Source organism: Nitrosarchaeum sp. AC2, from assembly GCF_013407385.1.
Taxonomy (GTDB): domain Archaea; phylum Thermoproteota; class Nitrososphaeria; order Nitrososphaerales; family Nitrosopumilaceae; genus Nitrosarchaeum; species Nitrosarchaeum koreense.
This window is the reverse complement of the sequence record NZ_CP030847.1, coordinates 1,545,458-1,567,722: the sequence shown is the minus strand read 5'-3', so window position 1 is coordinate 1,567,722 and position 22,265 is coordinate 1,545,458. Positions and strand designations below refer to the sequence as shown.

Genomic DNA, 22,265 nt, shown 5'->3' with positions numbered 1-22,265 from the left:
TCATAGCACATTGAACTCTCCAAATGGGTTTTTACAAAAAACCATTGATTTGGAGGGCCGTAGCTTTTTTTTAAAAATAATGAAGTTTGAAAATGGCTATTTTGTTTCTATATCAGAAAGATCTGATAAGATAGGTTCAATGGTCGTCTCATTAGCTACTGGTCCAACACCTGTTACTACAACTGTAATCCCCTCCAGAACTGAATCTTTATTTCTCAAATTAACTGCAGAAAGAATCAGTACTAGAATGAAAGGTATTGCAATTGTTTCAGCATTTATTCAAAAAGAATTAGATCCTAATACTGCAAAAACTATAATGACTGAAATTATGGAGATGATTCAGAATTGACAGATTTACGTAATTATCTTTCCTTGATAAAGAAAAGCGGTGAACTAAAAATTATTAAAAAAAAGGTATCAACAAAATATGAAATTGCAGGAATTACTGCAAAAGTTGATGGCTCTACTGCTATTTTATTTGAAAATATTGCGGAAAGTGACTTTAATTTAGTTGCCAATCTTGTTGGTACTAGGAAAAGATTTGCTCAAGCAATTGGAAGTACTGAAGAAAAAATTCATGAAAATATGATTTCTGCAATTAAAAAAGCAAAAAAACCAAAAGTTATTTCTTCAGGAAAATTCATGGAAAATAAATCCAAAAACATCTCTATCATGCCTATTGTTACGCATTTTGAAAAAGAATCAGGACCTTTCATCACTTCTTCTATTGCATATGTTAAGAATCCTGAAACTGGTGAGCAAAATTCATCTTTTCATAGATTGATGCCGATTGATAAAACTCATTTTTCGATTAGAATGGTAGAAGGAAGACATCTACACAGATGTTTTATTGATGCTAAGGAACATAATGAAGATCTGAAAGTTGCAGTAACTATTGGTGTGCATCCCGCAATATCTATTGCAGGCGCATATCAAGCTGAATGGGGTAAAGATGAAATCGATATTGCAAATTCACTTTTAGGTGGAAAACTTACATTATCTAAACTTCCTTACACTGGATTACATGTTCCTTCAGGAACTGAAATTGTAATGGAGGGAAAAATTCTACAAGATAAAACTCATCAAGAGTGGATGGTAGAAATGCTACAAACTTATGACCACCATAGATCTCAACCAATTTTTGAGTTAGAATCTTTATACTATAGAAATAATCCTATTTTTCATGATGTTCTTTCAGGCTTCTCTGAACATCGATTACTGATGGGAATGCCAATTGAATCAAAATTAAATGGAGAACTAAAAAAATCATTTCCTCAAACTAAACAAGTATCTATGACAAATGGAGGATGTAACTGGTTACATGCAGTAGTCCAAATAAAAAAGAAAAAAGATTCTGATCCTAAAAAAATAATTAAAAAAACATTTGAATCTCATCGTTCATTAAAACAAGTAACAGTTGTAGATGAGGACATTAATCCTAATAATGCCGAATCTGTTGAATATGCAATGGCAACAAGATTTCAAGCTGACACAGATCTTTTAGTAATAAAAAATGTACGAGGATCCAGTTTAGATCCTTCTAGTGATCAAAAGAACTTAAAGACTGCAAAAATGGGTATAGATGCCACTAAATCCCTTTCAAAACGTCAAGAGGGATTTGAATTAGCAAAAATTCCAAAAATAAATAAAATTAAACTAGATAATTATTTCAAATAGTAATTCGTATAACTGATTAAATTAAATTAGATTAAATCTAAACTGTCTTATTGCAAAATAACCCTAAAAATTTACCCAAAAAGAAAAAAGCCCTGAAGAATCTAGTGCACATGTAATTGTTAGAATGTTTCCTTCAGATGCCAATCCCGCCGGAAACGTATTCGGGGGTGAAATTCTCAAACATATTGATATGGTTGCAGGTATTGTAGCACAAAGACATGCTCAATCAAATGCAGTAACTGTGAGTATGGATAGTGTAAATTTCATAAAACCTGTTTTTGTTGGCAATGTTTTAAAATTAAATGCAAGAATAAATTATGTTCATAACTCATCAATGGAAATTGAAGTAAAAGCAGAAGCGGAAGATATTGTAACTGGAATTAAGACTATTACTGGTACAGCTTTTGTAACTTTTGTTGCATTAGATAAAAATGGAAAACCTACCCACGCTCCAAAACTTTTACTTAAAACTGATGAAGATAGGCAAAAATTTGCAGAAGGGAAAATTAGAATGGAAGAGAGATTAAAAAATCGTAAAAAATCTAGCAAATAATTTTTAGGGAACAGTTTAAGTGTCTCAAGGACAAATATAGTTTATGACCTCTGAAGAAAAATCAAATCATTGGGATTCTCTTTGGCAAGAATATTCAAAATCTCTTGAAAATTGGAAAACCGTATTTGAACAAATACAAAAAGCAACAAATGAAATGCAAGCCAAATTTAATGAGGTTTGGGAAAAAGCAGCCAAAGAATCTAGCGTAGATACTATGAAGGCGTTTGGTGAAAATTGGCAAAAATCACTTAATGAAGCTGGAATAAAATCTTTCAAAGAATTTGGAGAAGCTTGGCAAAAATCACTTAATGAAGCTAATGCATCTACATTCAAACAAGTTGCAGAAAATTGGCAACAAACTCTAAATTCATCTGGGATGGAAAGTATGAAAGCTTATGGCGAGATGATGAAAAAATTTGCAGAAACCTGGAATACTATGTGGCCCAAATACAAATAATCCTATGAATTAAGAGTTAATCTTATTTTATTTATTAGAAAAAATATCTAACAAATTTTTATCACTGCGATTTTAATAATTATGGCCATCTAGTTAATTCTTTAATTTTCTCTCTAGCCTCAAATACAATCTTTTTCAAAACAGATAAGTAATTTTTAGATGCATCTAAAATATTCATATCTTCATTTCCATCAATATCTAAAAATGTTGAAACAGAAACTTGATTTTTATTTATAATTGGTTCATTAAAATTATTTCTTTTGTAATTAATTATTTCTAAAAATATTGGTAACTGCTTTCTAATTTCTATCTGTATCTCTTCCTTTGATCCTATTTTTCCATCTTTCATATTACATATAATTTCTTGATTAGGATCATTGACGTATCTTTTCTTTGCATTAATCATTATCTTGACTTTCGGAAGTCTTTTACCGTCATTTTGAAACTTGCAGCATTTTTTAATAAAATTTGGATAATCGCTTTGATGATATTCATCATACTTTTTTTCAAACCATATGCCAAAACTAAATGCTTTTTGATCATTTTTTTTAGTTGCTTTTTCTAAAAAGGCATCTTTAGTATATTCCCTTATGAATAATCCAAAATCTCTATTTGCCTCTTCAAAAATTCCATGATATGCATTATTTACTGAAAAAAGATATGAATTAAAATAATAATTTACATAGTATGGATCTGGTTCAAATTGTTTAATCTTTTTTAGAATGGATTCCAACTCTTCGATTTCTTTTTCTATATTCATTATATTTTGCCAGAATTAATTGCAAATTTTGATTGTTTTTTAAGATTTAGTGCAAGTTCTTTAAAGATTTCATTTACGCTAACATCCACAAGATTAATCGTTGCGTTTTCAATTACTATCTGTTTTTCAAATTTTTCTTTAATTGCAAAAGATACAGATGACCAATGAAGAATTCCCTTTAATTGTTCTTCAACTGTAACGTTTGTTGTTGGAAAATTAGCAGGAGAAAAAACAATTCCGTTTGTCCATTGCATTGTTGGTATTGCACCTCCTGATGATCTGGTGCTAAATGCTATTTGCTTTACCCAGTCATCGAATTTATATTCAATAACCTCATGAATTACCAATTTCTTCCATGGTTCTATTGAAATATCCATTTGAAATCAAATTCAATTAGACCAATTATAATCCTATTTTTTGTGGCTATCATAAGTGTAAGTCATTATCTTATACACTCATACCCCTAAATTCATCAATGTTGTTTATAATGTATGACTAGAGTTATGATAGTTGATGATTCTGAGGAATCCCGTTCACTCCTTAAAGATTTTCTTTTAGCTCATAATCATAATGTTGTAGCTGAAGCTAGTGATGGTATTGAAGCAATTGAAAAATATTACTCTAGTAAACCTGAACTTATTTTCTTAGATCTAGTAATGCCTAACCTTGATGGATTAAGTGTTCTAAAAAAAATTAGATCTCAAGATCATTCCTCAAAAATTATTGTAATAACTGGAAATGATGATCAGGATATTTTTAATGAATGCACTAAGTTAGGAGTACTTGCATTTCTTGTAAAACCATTTAATCTAAATGATGTGTTAGACATCATTTATTTTTCAAATGAAATTACATTAATGAAATAATAAAAAAATAATTAATTTGAATTAAAAAATATTAAAATTATGTATGAGTATTTTGCCAAGCTTGATTGAATTGTTTTATGGCTTCTTGATATGCTTTAATTGAATCGTCGCCAGATGTTTTTAGAAATTTTTCCCATTGCTCATTGAATTTTTTAATTGACTCGATATTCGTTTCTTTAAAGATATTTTCAATCATTTTGGTTTGTTGCTTAATGTATTCTGGACCTATTTCTTGCCAAGTATTTTCCCAACTGGAACTGACTTTTTTTAATAATTCTGTATCTGACTCTAATGCTCTTTGGCAGGCATCATGATATGTCATTAATGTATCGTTTGTAGCTTTTTGCCATTGGGCAAGTGATTCTTTCCATACACTTAATGCTGAATTGTATTCTTTCCAAGCTTTTTCAAATTCTGGCTTATTTGATGTAGTTTTTGTTTGCTTGATTGGTTTAGAAGTTGCTTTTTTTGCTGGTTTATTTTTTGACTTGGTTTTTTTACTTGTAGCCATAAAATGTATTAAAAATAGTAGATGTTAAAGTTTTCAATTATTCTTTAACGCCGAAATTATACTTAGTTTATTTTTTCTTTAAATTCTGATGCCTTGCTAAAGTTTGGTGGGTATTTTTCGTCCCTATTTTTGAATAAATTATAGTGATATTTACATAAGTTTCTGGTTTCTTTTAGTCCTATTTTGACTGGTTGTTCAGCTTTACTCTTGCATTCTGTTATGCTGCATTTCAATATCTTTTACTGCTCATATTCACTAATAAAATTATAAAATTATATAATTACCATTGAAGCAAAATTGTAAATTTATTTTTAAAAAACGAGTTGTGTTCATTTGATATCAAGATATTCCTGTTAACTTTTTATGATTGTATAATATCAAAAAATTATGTCTGAAGATGAAAAAGGGAAAAGATTTCTTGAGTTAATTGATCAACAAAATAATCTTCAATGGAGTATTGTTACAAAATTAACTATGTTGATTAAATCTGACTGGAATTCATCTCAATTACAACATGAAATTGAATTACTTGTTGAATCTCATTCTGAAATTACAAAAGAGCTAAACAGTTTAGATATCAATAACAGTATTTTATAATGCTGAATCTACCATTAATGCAATAAACAAAACTGCCAAATATGGACTAGAAAACTTAAACAAAGTCCACGATGCTTTTTCCATTGGTTTTGCAATTACCCATGCTGATAATATTATCATTAAAGCACCTGAAGCTATAGCAGTCCAAAGATAAACTGGACCCACCATAGGTTCTCCATTTTCTGTTGTTAAAAAGAATGGCGCAATTGAAAAAAGTACCATAACAAAAGTTGAACCCGCAATTGCTCTTGCCGATGTCTTTTCAGATTGTACAGCAGTTAACATTGGAACATTAACTTTGTTGTAATCTTCTTTGAAATGCAAAGTCAAAGCCCAAATATGCATTGGAATCCAAATAAACACAAGGCCTGCCATTGCTAAACCCATTGTCCATAAATCTGTCATAGTCACTGCTACCCAACCAATCATCGGTGGGGAGCCACCACATAAACCTCCTAAAATAATATTTGTTCTAGAATTTCGTTTTAACATGTATGAATATACAAGAATATTGTTTACCAAACCAAATGCAATAAAGATTGTTGCCCAAATTCCTTGCTCTAAAGTTGTTGTAAATGAAATTCCAAATGCTAATACAAGAGAGATTCCTGCTAATGCAAGTCCGAAATTTCTTGCTTTCTCTGCTGGATGAATTCTTTTTGAAGGAAGAGGTCTATTTTTTGTTCTCTCCATAATTGCATCTATATCTCTATCATGATAGTTAGTTAGCGTATTGGCTGCAGCAGAACCAGCAGCAACAGAAAATAGCATTAATGCCCATGTGGGTAAAGAAATTTCAATTCCGTAAATATTGGATGCTGTTAAAGTAGCTCCAAATGCTGTAAAAACTAACAGATACCAAATTTTTGGTTTAGTTAATTCATAATATACTGCAACACGAGATTCAGATTTTTGCTTTTGCAATGTTAGTCGCTATCCTTTGATGATTTATATGGCATTGCTTTTGAACGTGACTTCATTTCTATAAATGATTCTGATGACTGTATTCCTTCAATACGTCCAATTTTTTCTGATACCATCTTATGCATTTGATCTAATGATTTTGCATACATAGTTACCAGAATATCAAATCTTCCTGTAACTTCGGCAACTTCTCTAACACCTTCTATTTTGAACAATTCTTCAATTATATGGTCTCGTTTTTTTGTATCCATATTTATCCCAGTTAATGCCTTCACATTATATCCGAGTTCTGTATCATTTACGACAATTGTGAAACGTTCAATTAATTTACGTTTTATCAGCCGTTTAATTCTAGAGTAGACTACTGATGAATTTACATTGATTTTTTTTGATAATCTTGGAATTGAAATTGAAGCATCATTAGACAACTCAGATAAAATTTGTAAATCTAGCTCATCAACTTTTACCATTTAAAACTCTCGAAACGATCTAGATTTCTGGTTCTTATAAAGTTATTATTGTAAAAATTTCAAAAAATACTCTAAATTTTACCTTTTTTGTAAAGCATCTCTGCTAACAAAACAGCTCCTTTTGCAGAACCCATTTTTTTATTATGTGAGAATAACACATACTTTAATCCATGATCAAATAATTCTTCTTTTTCAACTCTTCCAATTGTTGTCGTCATACCATCACCCACGCTACGTTCCATTCTTGGTTGAGGTCGTGTTGGATCTTCATGAAATGCATAATACTTTTCAGGAGATGAAGGAAGTCCTACTACAGTACTCTCATTATTAGCATCATCGTAAACTTGTTTGGCTCTTTGTGAGTCAATCTCCTTTTCAGTTTCCACAAACACTGATTCTGTATGACCATCAATTACTGGAACTCTAGTACATGTACAACTGACTTTAATGTTAGCATCTTGAATTTTTCCGTTTATCAATTTACCTAGGATTTTTCTAGTTTCAATTCTTACTTTTTCTTCTTCTTTTGCAATGAATGGTATGATGTTATCTGTGATGTTCATTGCAGATACACCAGGAGCACGACCTGCACCAGATATTGCTTGCATTGAAGTCATCATCACTTTTTTTGCACCATATTTTTCATAAAGCGGTTTTAAAGTAATTGCTAAACCTGTAGTGGTACAATTTGGGAGAGGTGCAACCCAACCCTTCCAATTTCTATTCTTTTTTTGTATTTCTAATAACTCTGATTGTTCATCATTAATTCCAGGAATTAGAATTGGTACATCCTCTTCATAACGATAAGCTGAACTAGTTGAAATAACTGGTAATTCTGCTGCTATCTTAGTTTCAATATCTCTAGCTGCCTTTGATTCAACTGCTGAAAATACCAAATCTAATTGAGTTAAATCTAACTCGCTAATATTTTTCACAGTCATTTCTTTTATGTATTCAGGAATTTGTCCGTCTACTTCCCATGAAATTATTCCACTATTGGGATCTCTGATTGCTTCAAGATATTTTTTTCCAGCAGATCGCTCAGATGCTGCTATCTGTGTAACTTGAAACCAAGGATGATTATTTAATGATAATACAAATTCTTGACCTACTGAACCTGTAACTCCTACAATTGCAACTCTTTTCTTATTCATGATCTAAAAATCCATTCATACAATTAATAATCGTTTTCTGAATTTAACCAAAACATACTATATTAGCACAGAATATTTCAAACTATGAGAATTAATCCCTACATATCTGAACATAAACGAATTCATCATGGGGGCCCATTTTCAATAAATAATTCCAATTCAGATATTGTGGATTTTAGCTCAAATATTAGCCCTCTTGGAATTTCTTCTATTGTTCGTAAAACAATAAAAAATCAGATATATTCAATACAAATCTATCCTGATTCAGATTCTAGCCAACTTAGAAAAAATCTAGAACATTATACCAAAATACCATCTTCTCAAATTGTTGTAGGAAATGGGGCTACAGAAATAATCTATAATTTCTGTAGAACTTTTCTATCCAATAAAACACCTGTTTTAATTCCGATTCCAACATTTGGTGAATATGAATCTGCAGCAAAACTATGTGGGGCAAAAATTACATTTTTTAAAACCATGGATCTAGAAAAAAATATTGATGAATTTATTTCTAAAATTCCAAATAATGGATGCATCTTCATCTGTAATCCAAACAACCCTACGGGAAATTTACTCTCAAAAAAAACATTACAAAAAATAATCATATTAGCAAATAAACACAAAACTTTAGTGTTTGTAGATGAATGTTTTATTGAATTAGTGCCAGATTATGATGAATCCATTATTCATCTAATTAGAAAATATAACAATTTGTTTATTTTAAGATCTTTGACAAAATCATTTGCATTAGCTGGGTTACGAATTGGTTATGGAATAGGTTCAAAACAAATGGCTATAGTTTTAAATAAAATTAACATTCCTTGGAATATTTCTGGATTGGCACAACAAGCAGCATCTGCTGCTCTTTCAGATAGATTTTATTTAGACAAAGTTAAAAAACTAATCAAAAAAGAATCTATGTATCTCATAAATAGCATTTCTAAACTTAAAAATTTTCAATGTATTGATACCTCTACAAATTTTATTTTAATCAAAACAAAAATAAAATCAAACGTATTACAAAAACAACTACTTGAAAAAAAATTTTAGTTCGTGATTGTAAAACAATTCGGGGATTAAATAATAATTATATCAGAATTGCTGTAAAAACAAGACAAGAAAATCAAAAATTAATCAATGCTTTGGAGAGATTATGAAATCATTAATGATACAGGGTACATCATCTGGATCTGGAAAAACAACACTTGTTACATCTCTATGTAGAATTTTTTCAGATAAGGGATTTTCAGTAGCACCTTTCAAGTCTCAAAATATGTCAAATTATGCGTATAAAACAAATGATTTTGAAATATCTCGTGCACAAGCAATCCAAGCAATAGCAGCTAGATGTGAAATTACCTCAGATCTAAATCCAATTTTGTTGAAACCTCTGGGAAATTACTATAGTGATGTATACCTCAATGGAAAACTGTTTAAAAAAATGCATGCTTCAGAATATTATAAAAAATTTGTAACAACTAAAGGACTAACGATTGCTACTAAATCATTTAAACATCTTCAAAAAAATCACGATTTGATTATTTTGGAAGGAGCTGGTTCTCCTGCTGAAATTAATTTGCAAAAATTTGATATTGCAAATATGAAAATGGCAGAAATATCCAATTCTTCAGTATTATTGATTTCAGATATTGATAGAGGTGGTTCATTTGCCAGTATCATAGGTACCATGGCTCTTCTAGAGAAAAAATATCAAAAGTTAGTCAAAGGTTATGTAATTAATAAATTTCGAGGTGATATCAATATACTAAAACCAGGTTTTAAAAAAATTAAAGAAATAACAAATCGACCAGTAATAGGTACTATACCTATGATTAACTTAGATTTACCTGAGGAAGATTCTTTGAATGTTAATGCCAAGAATTTGACTTGGAATAAGAAAAATCTTGTTAAAATAGAAAATGAAATTGATAAACTAAGTAAATTAGTAAAATCAAATTTGAATATTGCTGAAATAGAGAGGATGATTAGTTGATAATTGAATCAATCCTAATTGTATTTTTTGCGCTCGTATTAGATTTCACAGTTGGTGATCCAAGAAATAAGTTTCACCCTACTGCTTGGATTGGATCCTTAATTGCAAAATTGACCCCTCATACAAAAAATTCATCAGAAACTTTGGAAAAACTTGGAGGTATTTTCATTATTTTAATTTCTATTGGAATAATTATATCATTAGTTATTTTTTTGGAAATTGGAATTAACTTAATTTCCATAGATTACATCTACATAATTATTTCAATAATCGTAGGAAGTGTATTGCTAAAATCAACTATTGCAATAAAAGGAATGGAAAAACATGCAATAGCAGTTGTTACTGCACTAGAGCAGGACAACATTTCTTCTGCTAGAGACAATTTATCGATGATCGTAAAGCGAAATACTAAAAATCTTGATAAAAATCACGTATATTCAGGTGTACTAGAAAGTATTAGTGAAAATACAGTTGATGGTATAACTGGACCTCTTTTCTATTTTGCATTTTTTGGTTTACCTGGTGCCTTTGTTTATCGGGTAGTTAATACCGCTGATTCTATGATTGGATACAAAACAGATATTTTCAAAAATATTGGGTGGTTTGGAGCAAAATGTGATACAATTTTGAATTACATTCCATCAAGACTTACTGGATTTATCATGGTAATCAGTGCTATGATTCTAGGAAATAATTGGAAAAAATCTTTTGAAATAATGATTCGTGATGGAAAGAAAACTCAAAGTCCTAATGCCGGATATCCGATGGCAGCTATCGCAGGAGCATTAGGAACAAAATTTGAAAAACTGGATCACTATTCATTAGGTGATGGAAATATTTCATTTACTAAAGATCATGTCAGATCAGCAATTTTAATAATGAAAGTTACATCGATATTATTTTGTGGAATAGTTGTAGTTCCACTTCTTTTACTTTTATCATATTTAGGTTGGTGGATTCATGCTTAAGGAAATTGGCTCTGTTTTTTCATTTCTGACTATCATTCCAATTGGTAATTCAAATCTTGAAACAATTGCAAAATACATGTATATTTTTCCAGTTGTAGGAATTGTAATTGGTTTAATTGTTGGATCAATAGGATTTGGACTCTCATTATTTTTAGATCCATTGATAGTAAGTTTACTAGTTGTTACTTCATTTGCAATACTTACAGGTATACATCATACTGACGGTTTAGCAGATTTTGCTGATGGTTTAATGGTAAAAGGTACAAAAGAACAAAAACTTGCAGCAATGAAAGATCTCTCTACTGGTTCTGCAGGAATGGTAACAATAGTTTTGCATATTGTGGGATTGTTAATTGTGATATCATTATCTACTGGATATCAATTATTTTTAGCAATTTTACTAAGTGAAATAATTGCAAAATTTTCAATGGTTTTAATGGCAAGTATCGGAAAATCTGCCTCTCTAGGTTCCAATTCTCCTTTTATCGAGATGATGAAAAATAAAAATAAATTATTACTATCTACCATCATTACTTTAATCCCTATGATCTTGCTTGGTGGTCACATAGGTTTACTTGTATTTGGAATAGGCGTGACTTTAACTATGTTCCTAGTTATTTTGAGTACTCGTAGCTTTGGGGGAATCACTGGTGATGTTTTTGGGGCTACTAATGAATTGACACGACTAGCATCTCTTTTGGTTTTGTTTCAGTATGATTGGCATTGTGATGGCAGGTGGCAAAGGAAGTCGAATGAGTTTAACTGGAGAAAAACTCCTTCTAAAATATAAAAAGCCTGTAATACTTCATGTTCTTGATGCTTTAAGAGATTCTGATTGTTTTTCACAAATATTGGCAATCACTAGTTCTAACTCCCCACAAACAAAGAAATTTTTAGAAGAAAATAGTATTGAACTTTTTAATACTCCTGGTGATGGTTATGTAAATGATCTTAATTTAGTTCTTAAATCATTAAATGATTTTGTTTTGATTGCATCAGCTGATTTACCTTTTTTAGATGGTGATATTATTAAAAAAATTATAACTCAATGTAATTTAGAAAATGTTTGGACGACAATCATTATTACAAAAAAATTTCTTGATTCTTTACATCTTTCATCTGATTATTGGTTTGAGTTTGAGAATCAACAATGCTGTTATTCTGGAATTTCATTAGTAAATGCAGAAAAAATTTTAACTATGGAAAATATATCTGAAAAATTTATAATAATTGATGACAAAAGAATTGCTTTTAATCTAAATACAAAACAAGATTATGATTTACTCGGCACTGCCTGAGATCTTACCATTAATTTTTGCTTTAGAACCTGTTGGTTCTGCAATGTTATTCCCACAAGAATTGCATACAACAACTTGTGAAGCATGAGAATATACCACTTGTAATTCACCGCATTCATTACAATTAACTTTCTGGAATTTACTTGATGGCTTTGGAATTTCAACGTGATCTTTTTTCATGCTGCCACCAACTCAAATTTTCTAATTCTAATGCCTATTTTATTATATTTCTTTTTGCATACTGTGCATGTCATTATAGGAGTCACTTTCTTTGTAGTTTTTGCAGGTTTTGCAAGTTTTGGGAATTTTTGTCCACCATACCCTCGTTTACGCTCAGCATGTCTACGTTCTCCTCTTGCTGAACCCCTTCTTTTTCCAGCCTTGTATATGGAGACCTTTTGCTCAGTATGTGTTTTACATTTTGCACAATACTTTCGCATAACCTTGGGTATGTTCATATGAAAAAAACCGCCTCAACGGTAATTTAAGCATTGAATCTATAATAGGTGCATAATCTAAGAAAATTTGTGACTTCGAGCCTAGCAAATTCGATTTCTTCATTAAATTCAGTAGCTATGGGTGACAAAAAAGCAGATCTTGTGTTAAAAAACTGCTCATTGGTGTCTGTTTATACTAAAGAAATTATTCCAAAAATACAGATCGCAATAATAGATGATCGTATAGCATATGTTGGACCAGATGCTGGACATGCAGTTGGATCAAAAACAACTATTATTGATATTGAAGAAAAATATGTAGGTCCAGGTTTTGCTGATCCGCATTTACACATAGATCAATTTGTTTTACCATCTGAACTTGCAAAAAAATCACTACTATGTGGTGTAACATCTCTTTTCTCAGATCCAATAGACATTGTTAGTGTATCTGGATACAAAGGATTTCAAGAATTTCTAAAACTAGGCGAAAATTTACCAATTAGAATATTTCAAGTTGTTCCAGGAGGTCTACCAGTAGATGGAAAATTTAGTAATAGTAAAACTTTATCGTTATCACAGGAAAAATTAGCAGTAAAACATCCTCACGTTTTAGGACTGGGAGAAGTTTTTTCATGGACCAAAGTAACTTTACGAGATCCTAAAACAATGAAATCTTTGAGTGCTATGTTGGAAGGAGATTGCATAATTAATGGACATACTGCTGGAGCAAGTGAAAAAAAACTTAATGCATACGTTGCATCTGGAATTCTATCTTGTCATGAACCTATCAATTTTGATCAGGTTTTAGAAAGATTACGTCTAGGAATGTGGATTATGATTAGAGAAGGATCAATTAGGCGTGACTTGAAAGAAATTATTCCATGTGTTTTGTCTCATGGGATTAATCTGGATAGACTGATGTTTTGTTCTGATGGACTTGATCCTACAGACTTGATACAGTATGGCCATATTGATCATTGTGTAAGGGAATCTATCAAACTTGGTCTAAACCCAATTGATGCTATTTCAATGGCTTCAAAAAACTGCTTTGATTATTACAACATGAATAAAGACCTAGGTGGCATTGCTCCAGGAAAGCTTGCCGACATCTTAATTTTTGATGATTTAAAATCTGTAAAACCTAACAAAGTCTTTGTTGGTGGAAAATTAGTTGTATCTAACGGTAGTATTGTTACTTCGGTAAAGAAAAAAGCAATTCCTCCATGGATTAAAAAAACTATCAAATTAAAAAAACTCTCTCCCAAAGATTTTGTTATCAAGTCAAAAAAGAAAAGTGTTTTTGCAAATACTATTTTTATGCAAACTGAAATTATAACAAAACCCAGTTCTGTTGAATTATTTACTGAAAATGGAAACGTTTTAACTTCTTTGGATAAGGACGTGTGGAAAGTAGCTTCTTTTGATAGAATTCATGGAACTAACAAACATGTTATAGGATTTCTTGAAAATTTTGGAGCAGATATAGGTGCATTTGCATCTACTTGGAGTTTTCATGAAAATGACATGATTGTAATTGGATCTAATGATTCTGACATGTCCATAGCTGCAAATATTCTTATCAAAAATCAAGGAGGACTTGTCGTAGTAAAATCTGGAAAAATTATTGCATCATTACCATTACAATTGGCAGGAATTATTTCTACTGAATCGTTTGAAAAAGTTTTAACTAATTTTCAGCAAATAAATAATTCAATTGTAGATTCTGGATGCAAGTTTTCACGACCTCATTTGATCCCGCTTTTCTTACCTTTTCTTGCTCTTCCCTCTATTCGAATACTTTCTGGAGGGATTGTTGATGTAAAAAAACGATCTTACATTAACCCAATCTGCTAAGTAATGTTAAAAAGGGGGATCACGAGGATTGTAGTTTATCTAAATGGCATCAATTCAACAAACTCCAAATGGACCAGTTTTAGTTCTAAAAGAGAGTGCGTTACAACAAAAAGGTAAGGACGCTCAACATAACAATATTGCTGCTGCTAAACTAGTTGCTGAGTTAGTTAGAAGTAGTTTAGGGCCACGAGGATTAGATAAAATGCTAGTTGATTCCTTAGGTGATGTTACTATTACTAATGATGGTGCAACCATCTTAAAAGAAATTGATGTTCAACACCCAGCTGCCAAAATGATGGTGGAAATTTCAAAAACAGTTGATAATGAAGTAGGAGATGGAACCACATCATCAGTAGTTTTTGGTGGTGCTCTTTTAGCTAAAGCAGAAGATCTTCTCAAAAAAGATGTTCATCCTTCTGTAATTATTGAAGGTTATCAAGCAGCAGCTGAAAAGACATTGGAGATCTATTCTCAAATGGCAAAAAAAATCCTACCTGATGATAGAGAAACACTTCTCAAAATTGCCACAACCAGTATGCAGTCTAAATTAATCTCAGAAGATAGTGATGTACTTTCTAAAGTTGTAGTTGATGCAATCTTAAAAGTTGCAACAAAGAAGGCAGAGACATATTCAGTTGATCTTGAAAATATTAAAGTTGAAAAGAAAGCCGGTGGTTCTATTACAGATACTCAAATTATCAAAGGCATTGTTTTAGACAAAGAAGTTGTTCATAGTGGAATGCCAACAAAAGTTGAGAAAGCAAAGATTGCATTGTTGAATTCCGCCTTAGAAATTGAAAAGACTGAGATGAGTTCAGAGATTAGAATCACAGATCCAACACAAATGCAAATGTTTTTGGAAGAAGAAAATAGAATGCTCAAAACAATGGTTGACAAACTTCACAATGTTGGTGTTAATGTATTAATTTGTCAAAAAGGAATTGATGATATTGCACAGCACTATTTAGCAAAATATGGTATCATGGCAGTTAGACGTGTTAAAGAAAGTGATATGATAAAACTTGGTAAAGCAACCGGTGGACGTGTTATTTCTAACCTCGATGATCTTACAGAAAAAGATCTTGGTATTGCAGATATTGCTCATCAGAAGAAAGTTGAATCTGATAAATGGGTATTTGTTGAAGGTTGTAAAAATCCACAGTCTGTTACCTTGCTTATCAGGGGTGGTTCACAAAGAGTAATTGATGAAGTTGATCGTTCCATACATGACTCCTTAATGGTAGTAAAAGATGTAATTGAAAAACCAGAAATTGTTGCAGGTGGCGGAGCCCCAGAATCATACGCAGCATCCCAACTTAAAGAATGGGCAGATAGTTTTGATGGTAGGGAACAACTTGCAATCAAAAAATATGCTGAGGCACTTGAAATAATTCCTCTTACAATAGCAGAAAATGCTGGAATGGATCCAATTGATACAATGGCTACATTAAGAGCAAAACAAAACCAAGGTCGTAAATGGACTGGAATTGATGCACGAAATACAAGAATTGCTGATATGCTCTCCATAGATGTTGTAGAACCGCTAGCAGTAAAAGAACAAATAATTAAATCGGCAACAGAAGCAGCTTGCATGATTCTCAGAATCGATGATGTAATTTCTGTTTCTGGCGCACGATAAAATAATTTAACAAATTTAGCTAAAACTTAAGCAATCCTAACTGTATTGAATTATTGTTGTACAAACTAGGAATAGATCTAGGCGGTTCTAAAACAGAGGCAATTCTACTTGATGAAAATTTAAACATTATTCAAAGAAAAAGAGTTCCAACCCCCAGAAATGATTATTTCAAAATACTAGATACAATTACTTCATTGAGTTCCGAACTTTTAGCAAATGTGAAAAATTATTCTATAGGATTATGCTCCCCTGGTGCAATTTCAAAAAAAACGGGTTTGATAAAAAACAGTAATACTCAATGTCTTATTGGGCAATCACTTAAAGAGGATTTAGAAAAAAAATTAGGTCAAAAAATATCTATGGAGAACGATGCAAATTGTTTTGCAATGGCTGAATCTACATTAGGTGTTGCAAAAGGATTTGACGTAGTTTTTGGCATAATTATGGGAACTGGTGTGGGCGGAGGAATAGTTATCAATGGAAAGATTCACCAAGGAAGGACAAATATCGCAGGAGAATGGGGACATCATACATTACATCAAAATGGAAATAATTGTTATTGTGGAAAGAAAGGTTGTGTTGAGACATACATTAGTGGTCCAGCATTAGAAAATCGATGGAAAGAACTTACTGGAAAATCACAAAACATGCCTGAAATTTTACAAAATATCGATAATTCTAAACAATGGAAAGATGAGTTTTTGGAAAATTTTGGATTTGGATTGGCAAATGTTATTGATATCTTAGATCCTGATGTAATTGTCTTAGGGGGAGGCTTATCTAATATTGATTTTTTATATACTGAAGGAAAAGACTCAGTATATCAGAAAGTTTTTTCAGATTTAGTTGATACGCCAATTTTACAAAACAAGTTGGGTGATTCTGCTGGAGTCTTTGGTGCAGCATTATTATAAAATTTTATAATAGATTCTTTTTCATTTTACGTTTAATTATTTTTTAAATTATATTCTTTTACAATTTTCCATTTTTTTATATCTGGAGAAAATTTTTGTATTGCTAGTTTGCTTACCTGAAATTCATTTTTAATATCTAAATTATTTATTATTTTCATTTTTTCTTTAATTGGTAAGATTTTATAAATTAGACTTATGTGTGGTTTGAACTGATATCTTGATACTCTGTCAAAATGTTTTTTAAAATTTTTATGAATTAACTCCATCTGCTCATTTGATTTTAATTCAATGAATACTGTTTTCCATAATTCCTCAGACTGCAAAATTTCTGATTTTTGAACTAAAAATGAATTTTGGTTTAAAATTACTTCTTTCATAATTTTATCAATTTCGTTAATTTCTGTATCTATTAATCCATAAACTGTAATATGTGGTTCAAATTTTGGGGCATGATATTTTTCTGAAATTTCATCAATTGTATTTTTTAGATACTCTCTATCATTTTTCGAAAATGTAAACCAAATAGCATGCATAATTTTTCATATTTTAATTGGGGCAGCCTTCCATTTTTGCAATAAAATAACCATTTGTCATTATCTCAATTTCTATTTCTTCAGATACTGATTGTGTATGGCAAAATCTACACTCTTTTGTTGTAACCACCACATCTTTCTCTCCAATGCTATTTAGCCACTCTTTTGCAAATATGATTGCGTTTTCTATATTATTTTTGTCAGTTATTACATCAAAATGCATAGTATGTCCATCTTTAGATTTGACATATGTATCAAATACATGAAAACCCATACCAATCTCAAAAAAATTTGATTATTAATGGATTACTTTTGAAACAATTGAGTTGAATCTACGTCAGATCCTATACACATATCACTAAATTCATCTGGATTTAATGAATAACATACTTTTGGCTCAAACCGTATGACTTGAACTTCTATTTTTTCACTCAATTTTTTTATTTTCTCTGATGAATTTTTTTCTAATATTTTTTTGATGATTGATTCTTTTATTTCTAATTTTGTTGGCTCATCTGTTATAAAATTTACAATTCCTCTAAATTGAAATCCTTTCAAATCATCTTTATTAAAAACAGATATAGTTACCCATGGATTTGCTTGTATATTCTTGTAAGATTTATGTTTAAAAAAATCTAACCAATAGATGACATTTTCATCAACCCTAAAAAAAATTCTTGGAGATATATTTGGTATATTATTTACTCCAGTAGTTCCTACTGCAAAAATTCCTTGTAACTCAATAAACTCTTTAATTTCTCTAGGAATTACTATCATGAATTTATTATAATTATTTTGTATTAAAAAGGTCTTTTGAACATCAAACTTGAGAGCAATCTGAGTTGTTTGAATGTAATTGTTTTATTGTGGCTCAATCGTTGCAGGAGGTTTACTTGAAATAGCATATGTTACCCATGTTACATCTTCAACCTCATTTGTGATTCTATTACTGATTTTTTCTAGTAATTCATGCGGTAATCTTGTCCAATCAGCTGTCATTGCATCAATAGAGTCTACTACTCTAATCATTACAATGTTTCCGTATTTTCTCTCATCGCCAACTACGCCTACTGCTTTATCATCGCCTACTGCTGCATATGCTTGCCAGACTTTACCGTAAAATCCAGATGCTGTCAATTCATCTTCAACAATTTTACTTGCTATTTTTGATATTTGCAGCTTTTTTGGAGTTACTTCACCAATAATTCTTACAGCAAGTCCAGGTCCTGGAAATGGATGTCGCATGAAAAGTTTTTCTGGAACACCTAAAATTTTAGCAATTTTTCTAACTTCGTCTTTGTATAACTCACGTAAAGGTTCTAAAATTTCCAAATCGAGCCAATCTGGCAGTCCCCCAACATTATGATGGGATTTTATCACTGCCGCAGGACCTTTTGAAACTCCACTCTCTATTACATCTGGATACAACGTACCTTGTGCAAGCCATTTGAAAGGGCCTTTATTTTTTGCAAAATCTGTAAAAACATTGATAAATTCTTCACCTATGATCTTTCTTTTTCTCTCAGGATCTTCAATGCCTTTTAATTTACTTAAAAAATCTTGAACAGCATCAACCATTGTAAAATTAACATTAAAGTTTTTTTCAAACATCTCTTTGATTTCTATCTCTTCGTTTAATCGTAATAGGCCATTATTTACAAAAACACATTTTAGTCTATTACCAATTGCCTTGTGAATAAGTAATGCAGCTACTGTTGAATCTATTCCGCCACTAACACCGCATAAAACATCTCCTTCAATTTTTGAAATTTTATTCACTGCAGAATCTATGAATCCCTCCATTGTCCAATCTTGTTTAGCTCCACAAACTTTCAAAACAAAATTTTTGAGAATTTCAGTTCCTTGTTCTGTGTGAACCACCTCTGGATGAAATTGAATTCCATAGATTGATCTTTCCTCTGAAGCAATTGCCGCAGCCTTTGCACTTTCAGTGTGCCCTATTACTTTAAATCCTGGCGGTATTTGTTCTGCTTCATCACCATGACTCATCCATGCTCTGACCGAACCTCCAATTCCGCTTAACAGATTCTTATTGTTATCAATTGTTAGTAGTGATGAACCATATTCTTTGTTAGCCCTTTTTACCTTTCCTCCAAACTTATTTACAATTAATTGATGTCCATAACAGATTCCTAGTAACGGTAGATTCATGTCAAAAATTTTATTTTCAGGAACTGGAGCATCGGAGTTATAGACACTTGATGGACCCCCAGAAAAAATAATTCCTTTAGGATTGTGCTTTTGTAGTTCTTCAAGACTGATATCAAAAGGGACTAGCTCTGCATACACAGAAAATTCTCTTATTCTTCTGCAGATCAAATGACTATATTGAGACCCAAAATCTAAAACTACTATCTTATCCATAAAATCACTTTTTGATTTTTTCAAGCATTCGTGTAAGTGACCATCCCGCGGTGTTGATTATTTCATTTACTCTTTCTTTTTGTCTGTAATTTTTAATGATTATTTCTCGTATATCTGAACCATTTTTGTTAATAATATAATCAATAACTGATTCTTTCTGAATTTTACCATTTTCAGCTTCCGCAGAATCTTTTCGTTTCATCTCTCCAATGATTCTATCAATAAAGAATGATTTGAAGGGTGGAGTATCTGCATTTATCTCCATATTTTCTGCTAAAATTATTGAAACTTGATCAGGTGTGATGTAAGCATTTGCAATAATCTTGCCATCACTTCCACTAGTTATTGGAATTGTGCTTTTTTCTAATTTTTCAGTAGGCTCAATAGGGATATTTTTTGATGATTCTGATGTCTTTGCTTGTTTAATGGCAGAAGCTTTTGTAAAACTAGATTCTTTTAATATTGAATCTAAAATTGCCAAATTTTTCTGTAATGTCTCAATAGCATTTTGATGCTTATCCATTTGTTTGACAATGTTGTCCCTCATGGCAATAATATCTTGTATTTGCTCGTCTGAAAACTTCATAATTTCTTTGATATGTATATGGGTATTAAATGCATTCTAGGTAATTATAATATCAAGTTCATTATATGATATTTTTTCAAATCCATTAATTTGGCTTGATGTTGTAAATAATTGCGATCTTGAATTTTCTGATAGCCATTCCAAAAGCAATTTAGCTCTTCTTAGTTTCTTTAATTTGATTTGTCTTTCTGATGCTTTTGTTTGGGAATATTTTCCAATTTTTTTTCCAAAATCCATTCCAAATAAAATAATTTTCTTTGCCTCAAAATGATCTGCAAGAAAAACACATCTGTCCCCATCTGTAAAGCCGCCAAAATTTTGTATTTTTTTAAATGGGTTTGTTTGAGTTGTTCCAATACAATTTTTAAAATTTTCAGCAAGTTGTAATTTACTAATATTATTGCCATGTGCATGAACCACAAAAATTGAATCTGTTTTGCCAACTTTTTTCAAAGAATACTCATCTCCATCCAAGTCTGTTACAACAATGTTTGGTTTTATCCCATTCTCTATCAATGGTTTTACTGCACTATCGGCTACAATTTTTACAACTTTTTTAAATTTTTTCAATTTTGGTATGGCTAATGACAATGAAGGTCCCGCACCTATTACAAACACTGTTTTTCCAGATATTTCATCTCTAATTTTTTTATTAGAAATATTTTTCCTTAAAATTGAATCTAAAATTATTGCTGATTCTCTATCTTGTTCTTCGCTATATTTGAATTCTTTTCGAATCGTTGCATATTTTTCATCCCACCCGGCAATCACCATATGACTCAAATTGACATGGTTTATGATAAATCATGTGACTAAGCTTGGAAATATAGGCGTAGGAGGAAAGAACCAGATTCGAATAATGGCAATTTTAAACACTAGTCCTGAGTCATTTTACAAAAAATCAATTAAAGTAACAAAACAACAGATTGCAAATACAATAAAACAGATGGAAATTGATGGTGCAGATTTTATTGATGTTGGAGGAATGTCCACTGCACCATATCTTTCGACATTAATATCTGAAAAATTAGAAACAAACAGAATTCTAAATGCAATTAAGATTATTCAAAATGTATCTAATCTGCCAATATCGGTTGATACATGTAGGGCCAATGTTGCAAAGTCTGTTTTAGAATATGGAATTGAAATAATTAATGATATTTCTGGCTTAAAATATGATGATCAAATGATTAATGTGATCGAAGATTATTCTCCCTCACTTGTTTTATGTGCGTTTGATTCAAAAACTGTATCTGGAGATCCCAAATCGACCAAAAATCTCTTAAAAGACAGTATTGCACTTGCAAAAACTGCTGGTATTCTGTCAAGCAAGATTGTTTTAGATCCTGCTATTGGATTTTTTAGAAAATCTGGAAGTGGATCTTTTTTTACAAAAATTAAATCTGATTGGATAGACAGAGATCTTTCTATTATTCAAAATTTAAAATCTATTAAGATGGGGTATCCAATCTTGATCTCAGTTTCAAACAAATCATTTATTGGAAAACTTTTAGGTAAGGAAAATGTTTCAGATCGATTATTTGGATCTCTTGCAGCCGAAGTTGTATCTGTTCTTAATGGTGCCGATATAATTCGTACTCATAATGTAGCAGAAACAAAAGATGCCATTACTATTGCATCAAAACTGTCTGGGCGACACAAAGGCTTATAATCCATCTTAGACCATCT

Annotated in this window: 29 protein-coding genes; 15 read left to right on the top strand and 14 right to left on the bottom strand. The window is 31.0% G+C overall.

Features of this window, described 5'->3' with window-relative positions:
- The first annotated feature begins 10 nt into the window (after positions 1-10).
- The 4 genes from DSQ20_RS09470 (at position 11) to DSQ20_RS09455 (ending at position 2,687) form a co-directional block, all read left to right on the top strand.
- Positions 11-349: a proteasome assembly chaperone 4 gene (locus DSQ20_RS09470; protein ID WP_179365433.1), complete on the top strand. Its 339-nt coding sequence runs from the start codon at positions 11-13 to the stop codon at positions 347-349.
- Positions 346-1,677, top strand: a complete 1,332-nt coding sequence (locus DSQ20_RS09465) for a UbiD family decarboxylase (RefSeq protein WP_179365432.1) — start codon at positions 346-348, stop codon at positions 1,675-1,677. Before DSQ20_RS09470 ends, DSQ20_RS09465 begins: the two co-directional genes overlap by 4 nt.
- A gap of 124 nt (positions 1,678-1,801) precedes the next feature.
- Complete coding sequence (locus tag DSQ20_RS09460; RefSeq protein ID WP_117439754.1) at positions 1,802-2,230, top strand: acyl-CoA thioesterase; 429 nt, start codon at positions 1,802-1,804, stop codon at positions 2,228-2,230.
- A 43-nt stretch (positions 2,231-2,273) separates the two neighbouring features.
- Positions 2,274-2,687 carry a hypothetical protein gene (locus tag DSQ20_RS09455; protein ID WP_007551457.1) on the top strand — a complete coding sequence of 138 codons (414 nt, stop codon included), beginning with the start codon at positions 2,274-2,276 and terminating at the stop codon, positions 2,685-2,687.
- Positions 2,688-2,766: 79 nt separating this feature from the next.
- Here DSQ20_RS09455 and DSQ20_RS09450 read toward each other — a convergent pair whose 3' ends face one another.
- Together DSQ20_RS09450 and DSQ20_RS09445 are read right to left on the bottom strand one after the other, a co-directional pair.
- On the bottom strand, positions 2,767-3,447 hold the full coding sequence (locus DSQ20_RS09450) for a hypothetical protein (protein WP_179365431.1): 681 nt from the start codon (positions 3,445-3,447) through the stop codon (positions 2,767-2,769).
- A complete protein-coding gene (locus DSQ20_RS09445) occupies positions 3,447-3,824 on the bottom strand; it encodes a hypothetical protein (protein ID WP_007551453.1) in 378 nt (125 codons plus the stop codon). The genes DSQ20_RS09450 and DSQ20_RS09445 overlap by 1 nt, the downstream gene beginning before the upstream one ends.
- A 114-nt stretch (positions 3,825-3,938) precedes the next feature.
- On the opposite strand from DSQ20_RS09445, the gene DSQ20_RS09440 reads away from it, so the two are divergent.
- Complete coding sequence (locus DSQ20_RS09440; RefSeq protein WP_007551452.1) at positions 3,939-4,313, top strand: response regulator; 375 nt, start codon at positions 3,939-3,941, stop codon at positions 4,311-4,313.
- Between the two features lie 37 nt (positions 4,314-4,350).
- Here DSQ20_RS09440 and DSQ20_RS09435 read toward each other — a convergent pair whose 3' ends face one another.
- Positions 4,351-4,824, bottom strand: coding sequence for a hypothetical protein (locus DSQ20_RS09435; RefSeq protein WP_007551451.1), 474 nt, complete (start codon positions 4,822-4,824; stop codon positions 4,351-4,353).
- Between the two features lie 387 nt (positions 4,825-5,211).
- Here DSQ20_RS09435 and DSQ20_RS09430 point away from each other — a divergent pair, with 387 nt between their 5' ends.
- Complete coding sequence (locus DSQ20_RS09430; protein WP_007551449.1) at positions 5,212-5,421, top strand: hypothetical protein; 210 nt, start codon at positions 5,212-5,214, stop codon at positions 5,419-5,421.
- Here DSQ20_RS09430 and DSQ20_RS09425 read toward each other — a convergent pair.
- The 3 genes from DSQ20_RS09425 to asd form a co-directional block, all read right to left on the bottom strand.
- On the bottom strand, positions 5,416-6,345 hold the full coding sequence (locus DSQ20_RS09425; protein ID WP_007551448.1) for a heme o synthase: 930 nt from the start codon (positions 6,343-6,345) through the stop codon (positions 5,416-5,418). The two genes, DSQ20_RS09430 and DSQ20_RS09425, sit on opposite strands and share 6 nt — an antisense overlap.
- A 2-nt stretch (positions 6,346-6,347) precedes the next feature.
- On the bottom strand, positions 6,348-6,815 hold the full coding sequence (locus DSQ20_RS09420) for an Lrp/AsnC family transcriptional regulator (RefSeq protein WP_007551446.1): 468 nt from the start codon (positions 6,813-6,815) through the stop codon (positions 6,348-6,350).
- A gap of 71 nt (positions 6,816-6,886) precedes the next feature.
- Positions 6,887-7,969: an aspartate-semialdehyde dehydrogenase gene (asd, locus tag DSQ20_RS09415; RefSeq protein WP_179365430.1), complete on the bottom strand. Its 1,083-nt coding sequence runs from the start codon at positions 7,967-7,969 to the stop codon at positions 6,887-6,889.
- 84 nt (positions 7,970-8,053) lie between these two features.
- On the opposite strand from asd, the gene DSQ20_RS09410 reads away from it, so the two are divergent.
- The 5 genes from DSQ20_RS09410 to DSQ20_RS09390 all read left to right on the top strand — a co-directional run bounded on the left by DSQ20_RS09410 (position 8,054) and on the right by DSQ20_RS09390 (position 12,228).
- Positions 8,054-9,019, top strand: a complete 966-nt coding sequence (locus DSQ20_RS09410) for a histidinol-phosphate transaminase (RefSeq protein ID WP_255458244.1) — start codon at positions 8,054-8,056, stop codon at positions 9,017-9,019.
- Positions 9,020-9,122: 103 nt separating this feature from the next.
- Positions 9,123-9,962 carry a cobyric acid synthase gene (locus DSQ20_RS09405; protein WP_179365429.1) on the top strand — a complete coding sequence of 280 codons (840 nt, stop codon included), beginning with the start codon at positions 9,123-9,125 and terminating at the stop codon, positions 9,960-9,962.
- Positions 9,959-10,930: a cobalamin biosynthesis protein gene (locus tag DSQ20_RS09400; RefSeq protein WP_179365428.1), complete on the top strand. Its 972-nt coding sequence runs from the start codon at positions 9,959-9,961 to the stop codon at positions 10,928-10,930. Before DSQ20_RS09405 ends, DSQ20_RS09400 begins: the two co-directional genes overlap by 4 nt.
- Positions 10,923-11,720, top strand: coding sequence for an adenosylcobinamide-GDP ribazoletransferase (gene cobS, locus DSQ20_RS09395; protein ID WP_255458243.1), 798 nt, complete (start codon positions 10,923-10,925; stop codon positions 11,718-11,720). Before DSQ20_RS09400 ends, cobS begins: the two co-directional genes overlap by 8 nt.
- A complete protein-coding gene (locus DSQ20_RS09390) occupies positions 11,683-12,228 on the top strand; it encodes an NTP transferase domain-containing protein (RefSeq protein ID WP_255458242.1) in 546 nt (181 codons plus the stop codon). Before cobS ends, DSQ20_RS09390 begins: the two co-directional genes overlap by 38 nt.
- Here the strand turns inward: DSQ20_RS09390 and DSQ20_RS09385 are convergent.
- Positions 12,211-12,408, bottom strand: a complete 198-nt coding sequence (locus DSQ20_RS09385) for a 30S ribosomal protein S27e (RefSeq protein WP_007551438.1) — start codon at positions 12,406-12,408, stop codon at positions 12,211-12,213. The genes DSQ20_RS09390 and DSQ20_RS09385 overlap by 18 nt on opposite strands.
- A complete protein-coding gene (locus DSQ20_RS09380) occupies positions 12,405-12,686 on the bottom strand; it encodes a 50S ribosomal protein L44e (RefSeq protein WP_048110071.1) in 282 nt (93 codons plus the stop codon). Before DSQ20_RS09380 ends, DSQ20_RS09385 begins: the two co-directional genes overlap by 4 nt.
- 117 nt (positions 12,687-12,803) lie before the next feature.
- Between DSQ20_RS09380 and DSQ20_RS09375 the strand changes: the two genes are divergently transcribed.
- Genes DSQ20_RS09375 through DSQ20_RS09365 form a run of 3 tightly spaced genes read left to right on the top strand, consistent with a single transcriptional unit; the run spans position 12,804 to position 17,072 of the window.
- Positions 12,804-14,519: an adenine deaminase gene (locus DSQ20_RS09375; RefSeq protein ID WP_179366378.1), complete on the top strand. Its 1,716-nt coding sequence runs from the start codon at positions 12,804-12,806 to the stop codon at positions 14,517-14,519.
- A 43-nt stretch (positions 14,520-14,562) separates the two neighbouring features.
- On the top strand, positions 14,563-16,158 hold the full coding sequence (gene thsB / locus DSQ20_RS09370; protein WP_007551435.1) for a thermosome subunit beta: 1,596 nt from the start codon (positions 14,563-14,565) through the stop codon (positions 16,156-16,158).
- A 56-nt stretch (positions 16,159-16,214) separates the two neighbouring features.
- Positions 16,215-17,072, top strand: coding sequence for an ROK family protein (locus DSQ20_RS09365; RefSeq protein WP_179365426.1), 858 nt, complete (start codon positions 16,215-16,217; stop codon positions 17,070-17,072).
- A gap of 32 nt (positions 17,073-17,104) precedes the next feature.
- On the opposite strand, the gene DSQ20_RS09360 is transcribed toward DSQ20_RS09365, so the two are convergent.
- From DSQ20_RS09360 to DSQ20_RS09335, 6 genes are all read right to left on the bottom strand, one after another.
- Positions 17,105-17,605, bottom strand: a complete 501-nt coding sequence (locus DSQ20_RS09360) for a 2'-5' RNA ligase family protein (RefSeq protein ID WP_179365425.1) — start codon at positions 17,603-17,605, stop codon at positions 17,105-17,107.
- A gap of 13 nt (positions 17,606-17,618) precedes the next feature.
- Positions 17,619-17,879: a DUF2024 family protein gene (locus tag DSQ20_RS09355; protein WP_179365424.1), complete on the bottom strand. Its 261-nt coding sequence runs from the start codon at positions 17,877-17,879 to the stop codon at positions 17,619-17,621.
- Positions 17,880-17,911: 32 nt separating this feature from the next.
- Entirely contained in the window at positions 17,912-18,382 is a 471-nt protein-coding gene (locus DSQ20_RS09350; RefSeq protein WP_179365423.1) for a pyridoxamine 5'-phosphate oxidase family protein, read from the bottom strand.
- A gap of 84 nt (positions 18,383-18,466) precedes the next feature.
- Positions 18,467-19,990: a glutamine-hydrolyzing GMP synthase gene (gene guaA, locus DSQ20_RS09345; protein ID WP_179365422.1), complete on the bottom strand. Its 1,524-nt coding sequence runs from the start codon at positions 19,988-19,990 to the stop codon at positions 18,467-18,469.
- A gap of 4 nt (positions 19,991-19,994) precedes the next feature.
- Positions 19,995-20,576: a hypothetical protein gene (locus DSQ20_RS09340; RefSeq protein WP_179365421.1), complete on the bottom strand. Its 582-nt coding sequence runs from the start codon at positions 20,574-20,576 to the stop codon at positions 19,995-19,997.
- Between the two features lie 36 nt (positions 20,577-20,612).
- Positions 20,613-21,350, bottom strand: coding sequence for a 6-hydroxymethylpterin diphosphokinase MptE-like protein (locus DSQ20_RS09335; RefSeq protein WP_179365420.1), 738 nt, complete (start codon positions 21,348-21,350; stop codon positions 20,613-20,615).
- Positions 21,351-21,372: 22 nt separating this feature from the next.
- Between DSQ20_RS09335 and folP the strand changes: the two genes are divergently transcribed.
- Positions 21,373-22,248, top strand: coding sequence for a dihydropteroate synthase (folP, locus tag DSQ20_RS09330; protein ID WP_179365419.1), 876 nt, complete (start codon positions 21,373-21,375; stop codon positions 22,246-22,248).
- Positions 22,249-22,265: the final 17 nt, after the last annotated feature.

What these genes read in the sequence shown, in the direction of transcription:
- DSQ20_RS09460 (WP_117439754.1), top strand. Translation starts at nt 1,802, where the DNA reads ATGTTTCCTTCAGATGCCAATCCCGCCGGAAACGTATTCGGGGGTGAA.
- DSQ20_RS09455 (WP_007551457.1), top strand. Translation starts at nt 2,274, where the DNA reads ATGACCTCTGAAGAAAAATCAAATCATTGGGATTCTCTTTGGCAAGAA.
- DSQ20_RS09450 (WP_179365431.1), bottom strand. Translation starts at nt 3,447, where the DNA reads ATGAATATAGAAAAAGAAATCGAAGAGTTGGAATCCATTCTAAAAAAG.
- DSQ20_RS09445 (WP_007551453.1), bottom strand. Translation starts at nt 3,824, where the DNA reads ATGGATATTTCAATAGAACCATGGAAGAAATTGGTAATTCATGAGGTT.
- DSQ20_RS09440 (WP_007551452.1), top strand. Translation starts at nt 3,939, where the DNA reads ATGACTAGAGTTATGATAGTTGATGATTCTGAGGAATCCCGTTCACTC.
- DSQ20_RS09435 (WP_007551451.1), bottom strand. Translation starts at nt 4,824, where the DNA reads ATGGCTACAAGTAAAAAAACCAAGTCAAAAAATAAACCAGCAAAAAAA.
- DSQ20_RS09430 (WP_007551449.1), top strand. Translation starts at nt 5,212, where the DNA reads ATGTCTGAAGATGAAAAAGGGAAAAGATTTCTTGAGTTAATTGATCAA.
- DSQ20_RS09420 (WP_007551446.1), bottom strand. Translation starts at nt 6,815, where the DNA reads ATGGTAAAAGTTGATGAGCTAGATTTACAAATTTTATCTGAGTTGTCT.
- asd (WP_179365430.1), bottom strand. Translation starts at nt 7,969, where the DNA reads ATGAATAAGAAAAGAGTTGCAATTGTAGGAGTTACAGGTTCAGTAGGT.
- DSQ20_RS09410 (WP_255458244.1), top strand. Translation starts at nt 8,054, where the DNA reads ATGAGAATTAATCCCTACATATCTGAACATAAACGAATTCATCATGGG.
- DSQ20_RS09405 (WP_179365429.1), top strand. Translation starts at nt 9,123, where the DNA reads ATGAAATCATTAATGATACAGGGTACATCATCTGGATCTGGAAAAACA.
- cobS (WP_255458243.1), top strand. Translation starts at nt 10,923, where the DNA reads ATGCTTAAGGAAATTGGCTCTGTTTTTTCATTTCTGACTATCATTCCA.
- DSQ20_RS09390 (WP_255458242.1), top strand. Translation starts at nt 11,683, where the DNA reads ATGAGTTTAACTGGAGAAAAACTCCTTCTAAAATATAAAAAGCCTGTA.
- DSQ20_RS09385 (WP_007551438.1), bottom strand. Translation starts at nt 12,408, where the DNA reads ATGAAAAAAGATCACGTTGAAATTCCAAAGCCATCAAGTAAATTCCAG.
- DSQ20_RS09380 (WP_048110071.1), bottom strand. Translation starts at nt 12,686, where the DNA reads ATGAACATACCCAAGGTTATGCGAAAGTATTGTGCAAAATGTAAAACA.
- DSQ20_RS09375 (WP_179366378.1), top strand. Translation starts at nt 12,804, where the DNA reads ATGGGTGACAAAAAAGCAGATCTTGTGTTAAAAAACTGCTCATTGGTG.
- thsB (WP_007551435.1), top strand. Translation starts at nt 14,563, where the DNA reads ATGGCATCAATTCAACAAACTCCAAATGGACCAGTTTTAGTTCTAAAA.
- DSQ20_RS09360 (WP_179365425.1), bottom strand. Translation starts at nt 17,605, where the DNA reads ATGCATGCTATTTGGTTTACATTTTCGAAAAATGATAGAGAGTATCTA.
- DSQ20_RS09355 (WP_179365424.1), bottom strand. Translation starts at nt 17,879, where the DNA reads ATGGGTTTTCATGTATTTGATACATATGTCAAATCTAAAGATGGACAT.
- DSQ20_RS09350 (WP_179365423.1), bottom strand. Translation starts at nt 18,382, where the DNA reads ATGATAGTAATTCCTAGAGAAATTAAAGAGTTTATTGAGTTACAAGGA.
- guaA (WP_179365422.1), bottom strand. Translation starts at nt 19,990, where the DNA reads ATGGATAAGATAGTAGTTTTAGATTTTGGGTCTCAATATAGTCATTTG.
- DSQ20_RS09340 (WP_179365421.1), bottom strand. Translation starts at nt 20,576, where the DNA reads ATGAAGTTTTCAGACGAGCAAATACAAGATATTATTGCCATGAGGGAC.
- DSQ20_RS09335 (WP_179365420.1), bottom strand. Translation starts at nt 21,350, where the DNA reads ATGGTGATTGCCGGGTGGGATGAAAAATATGCAACGATTCGAAAAGAA.
- folP (WP_179365419.1), top strand. Translation starts at nt 21,373, where the DNA reads ATGATAAATCATGTGACTAAGCTTGGAAATATAGGCGTAGGAGGAAAG.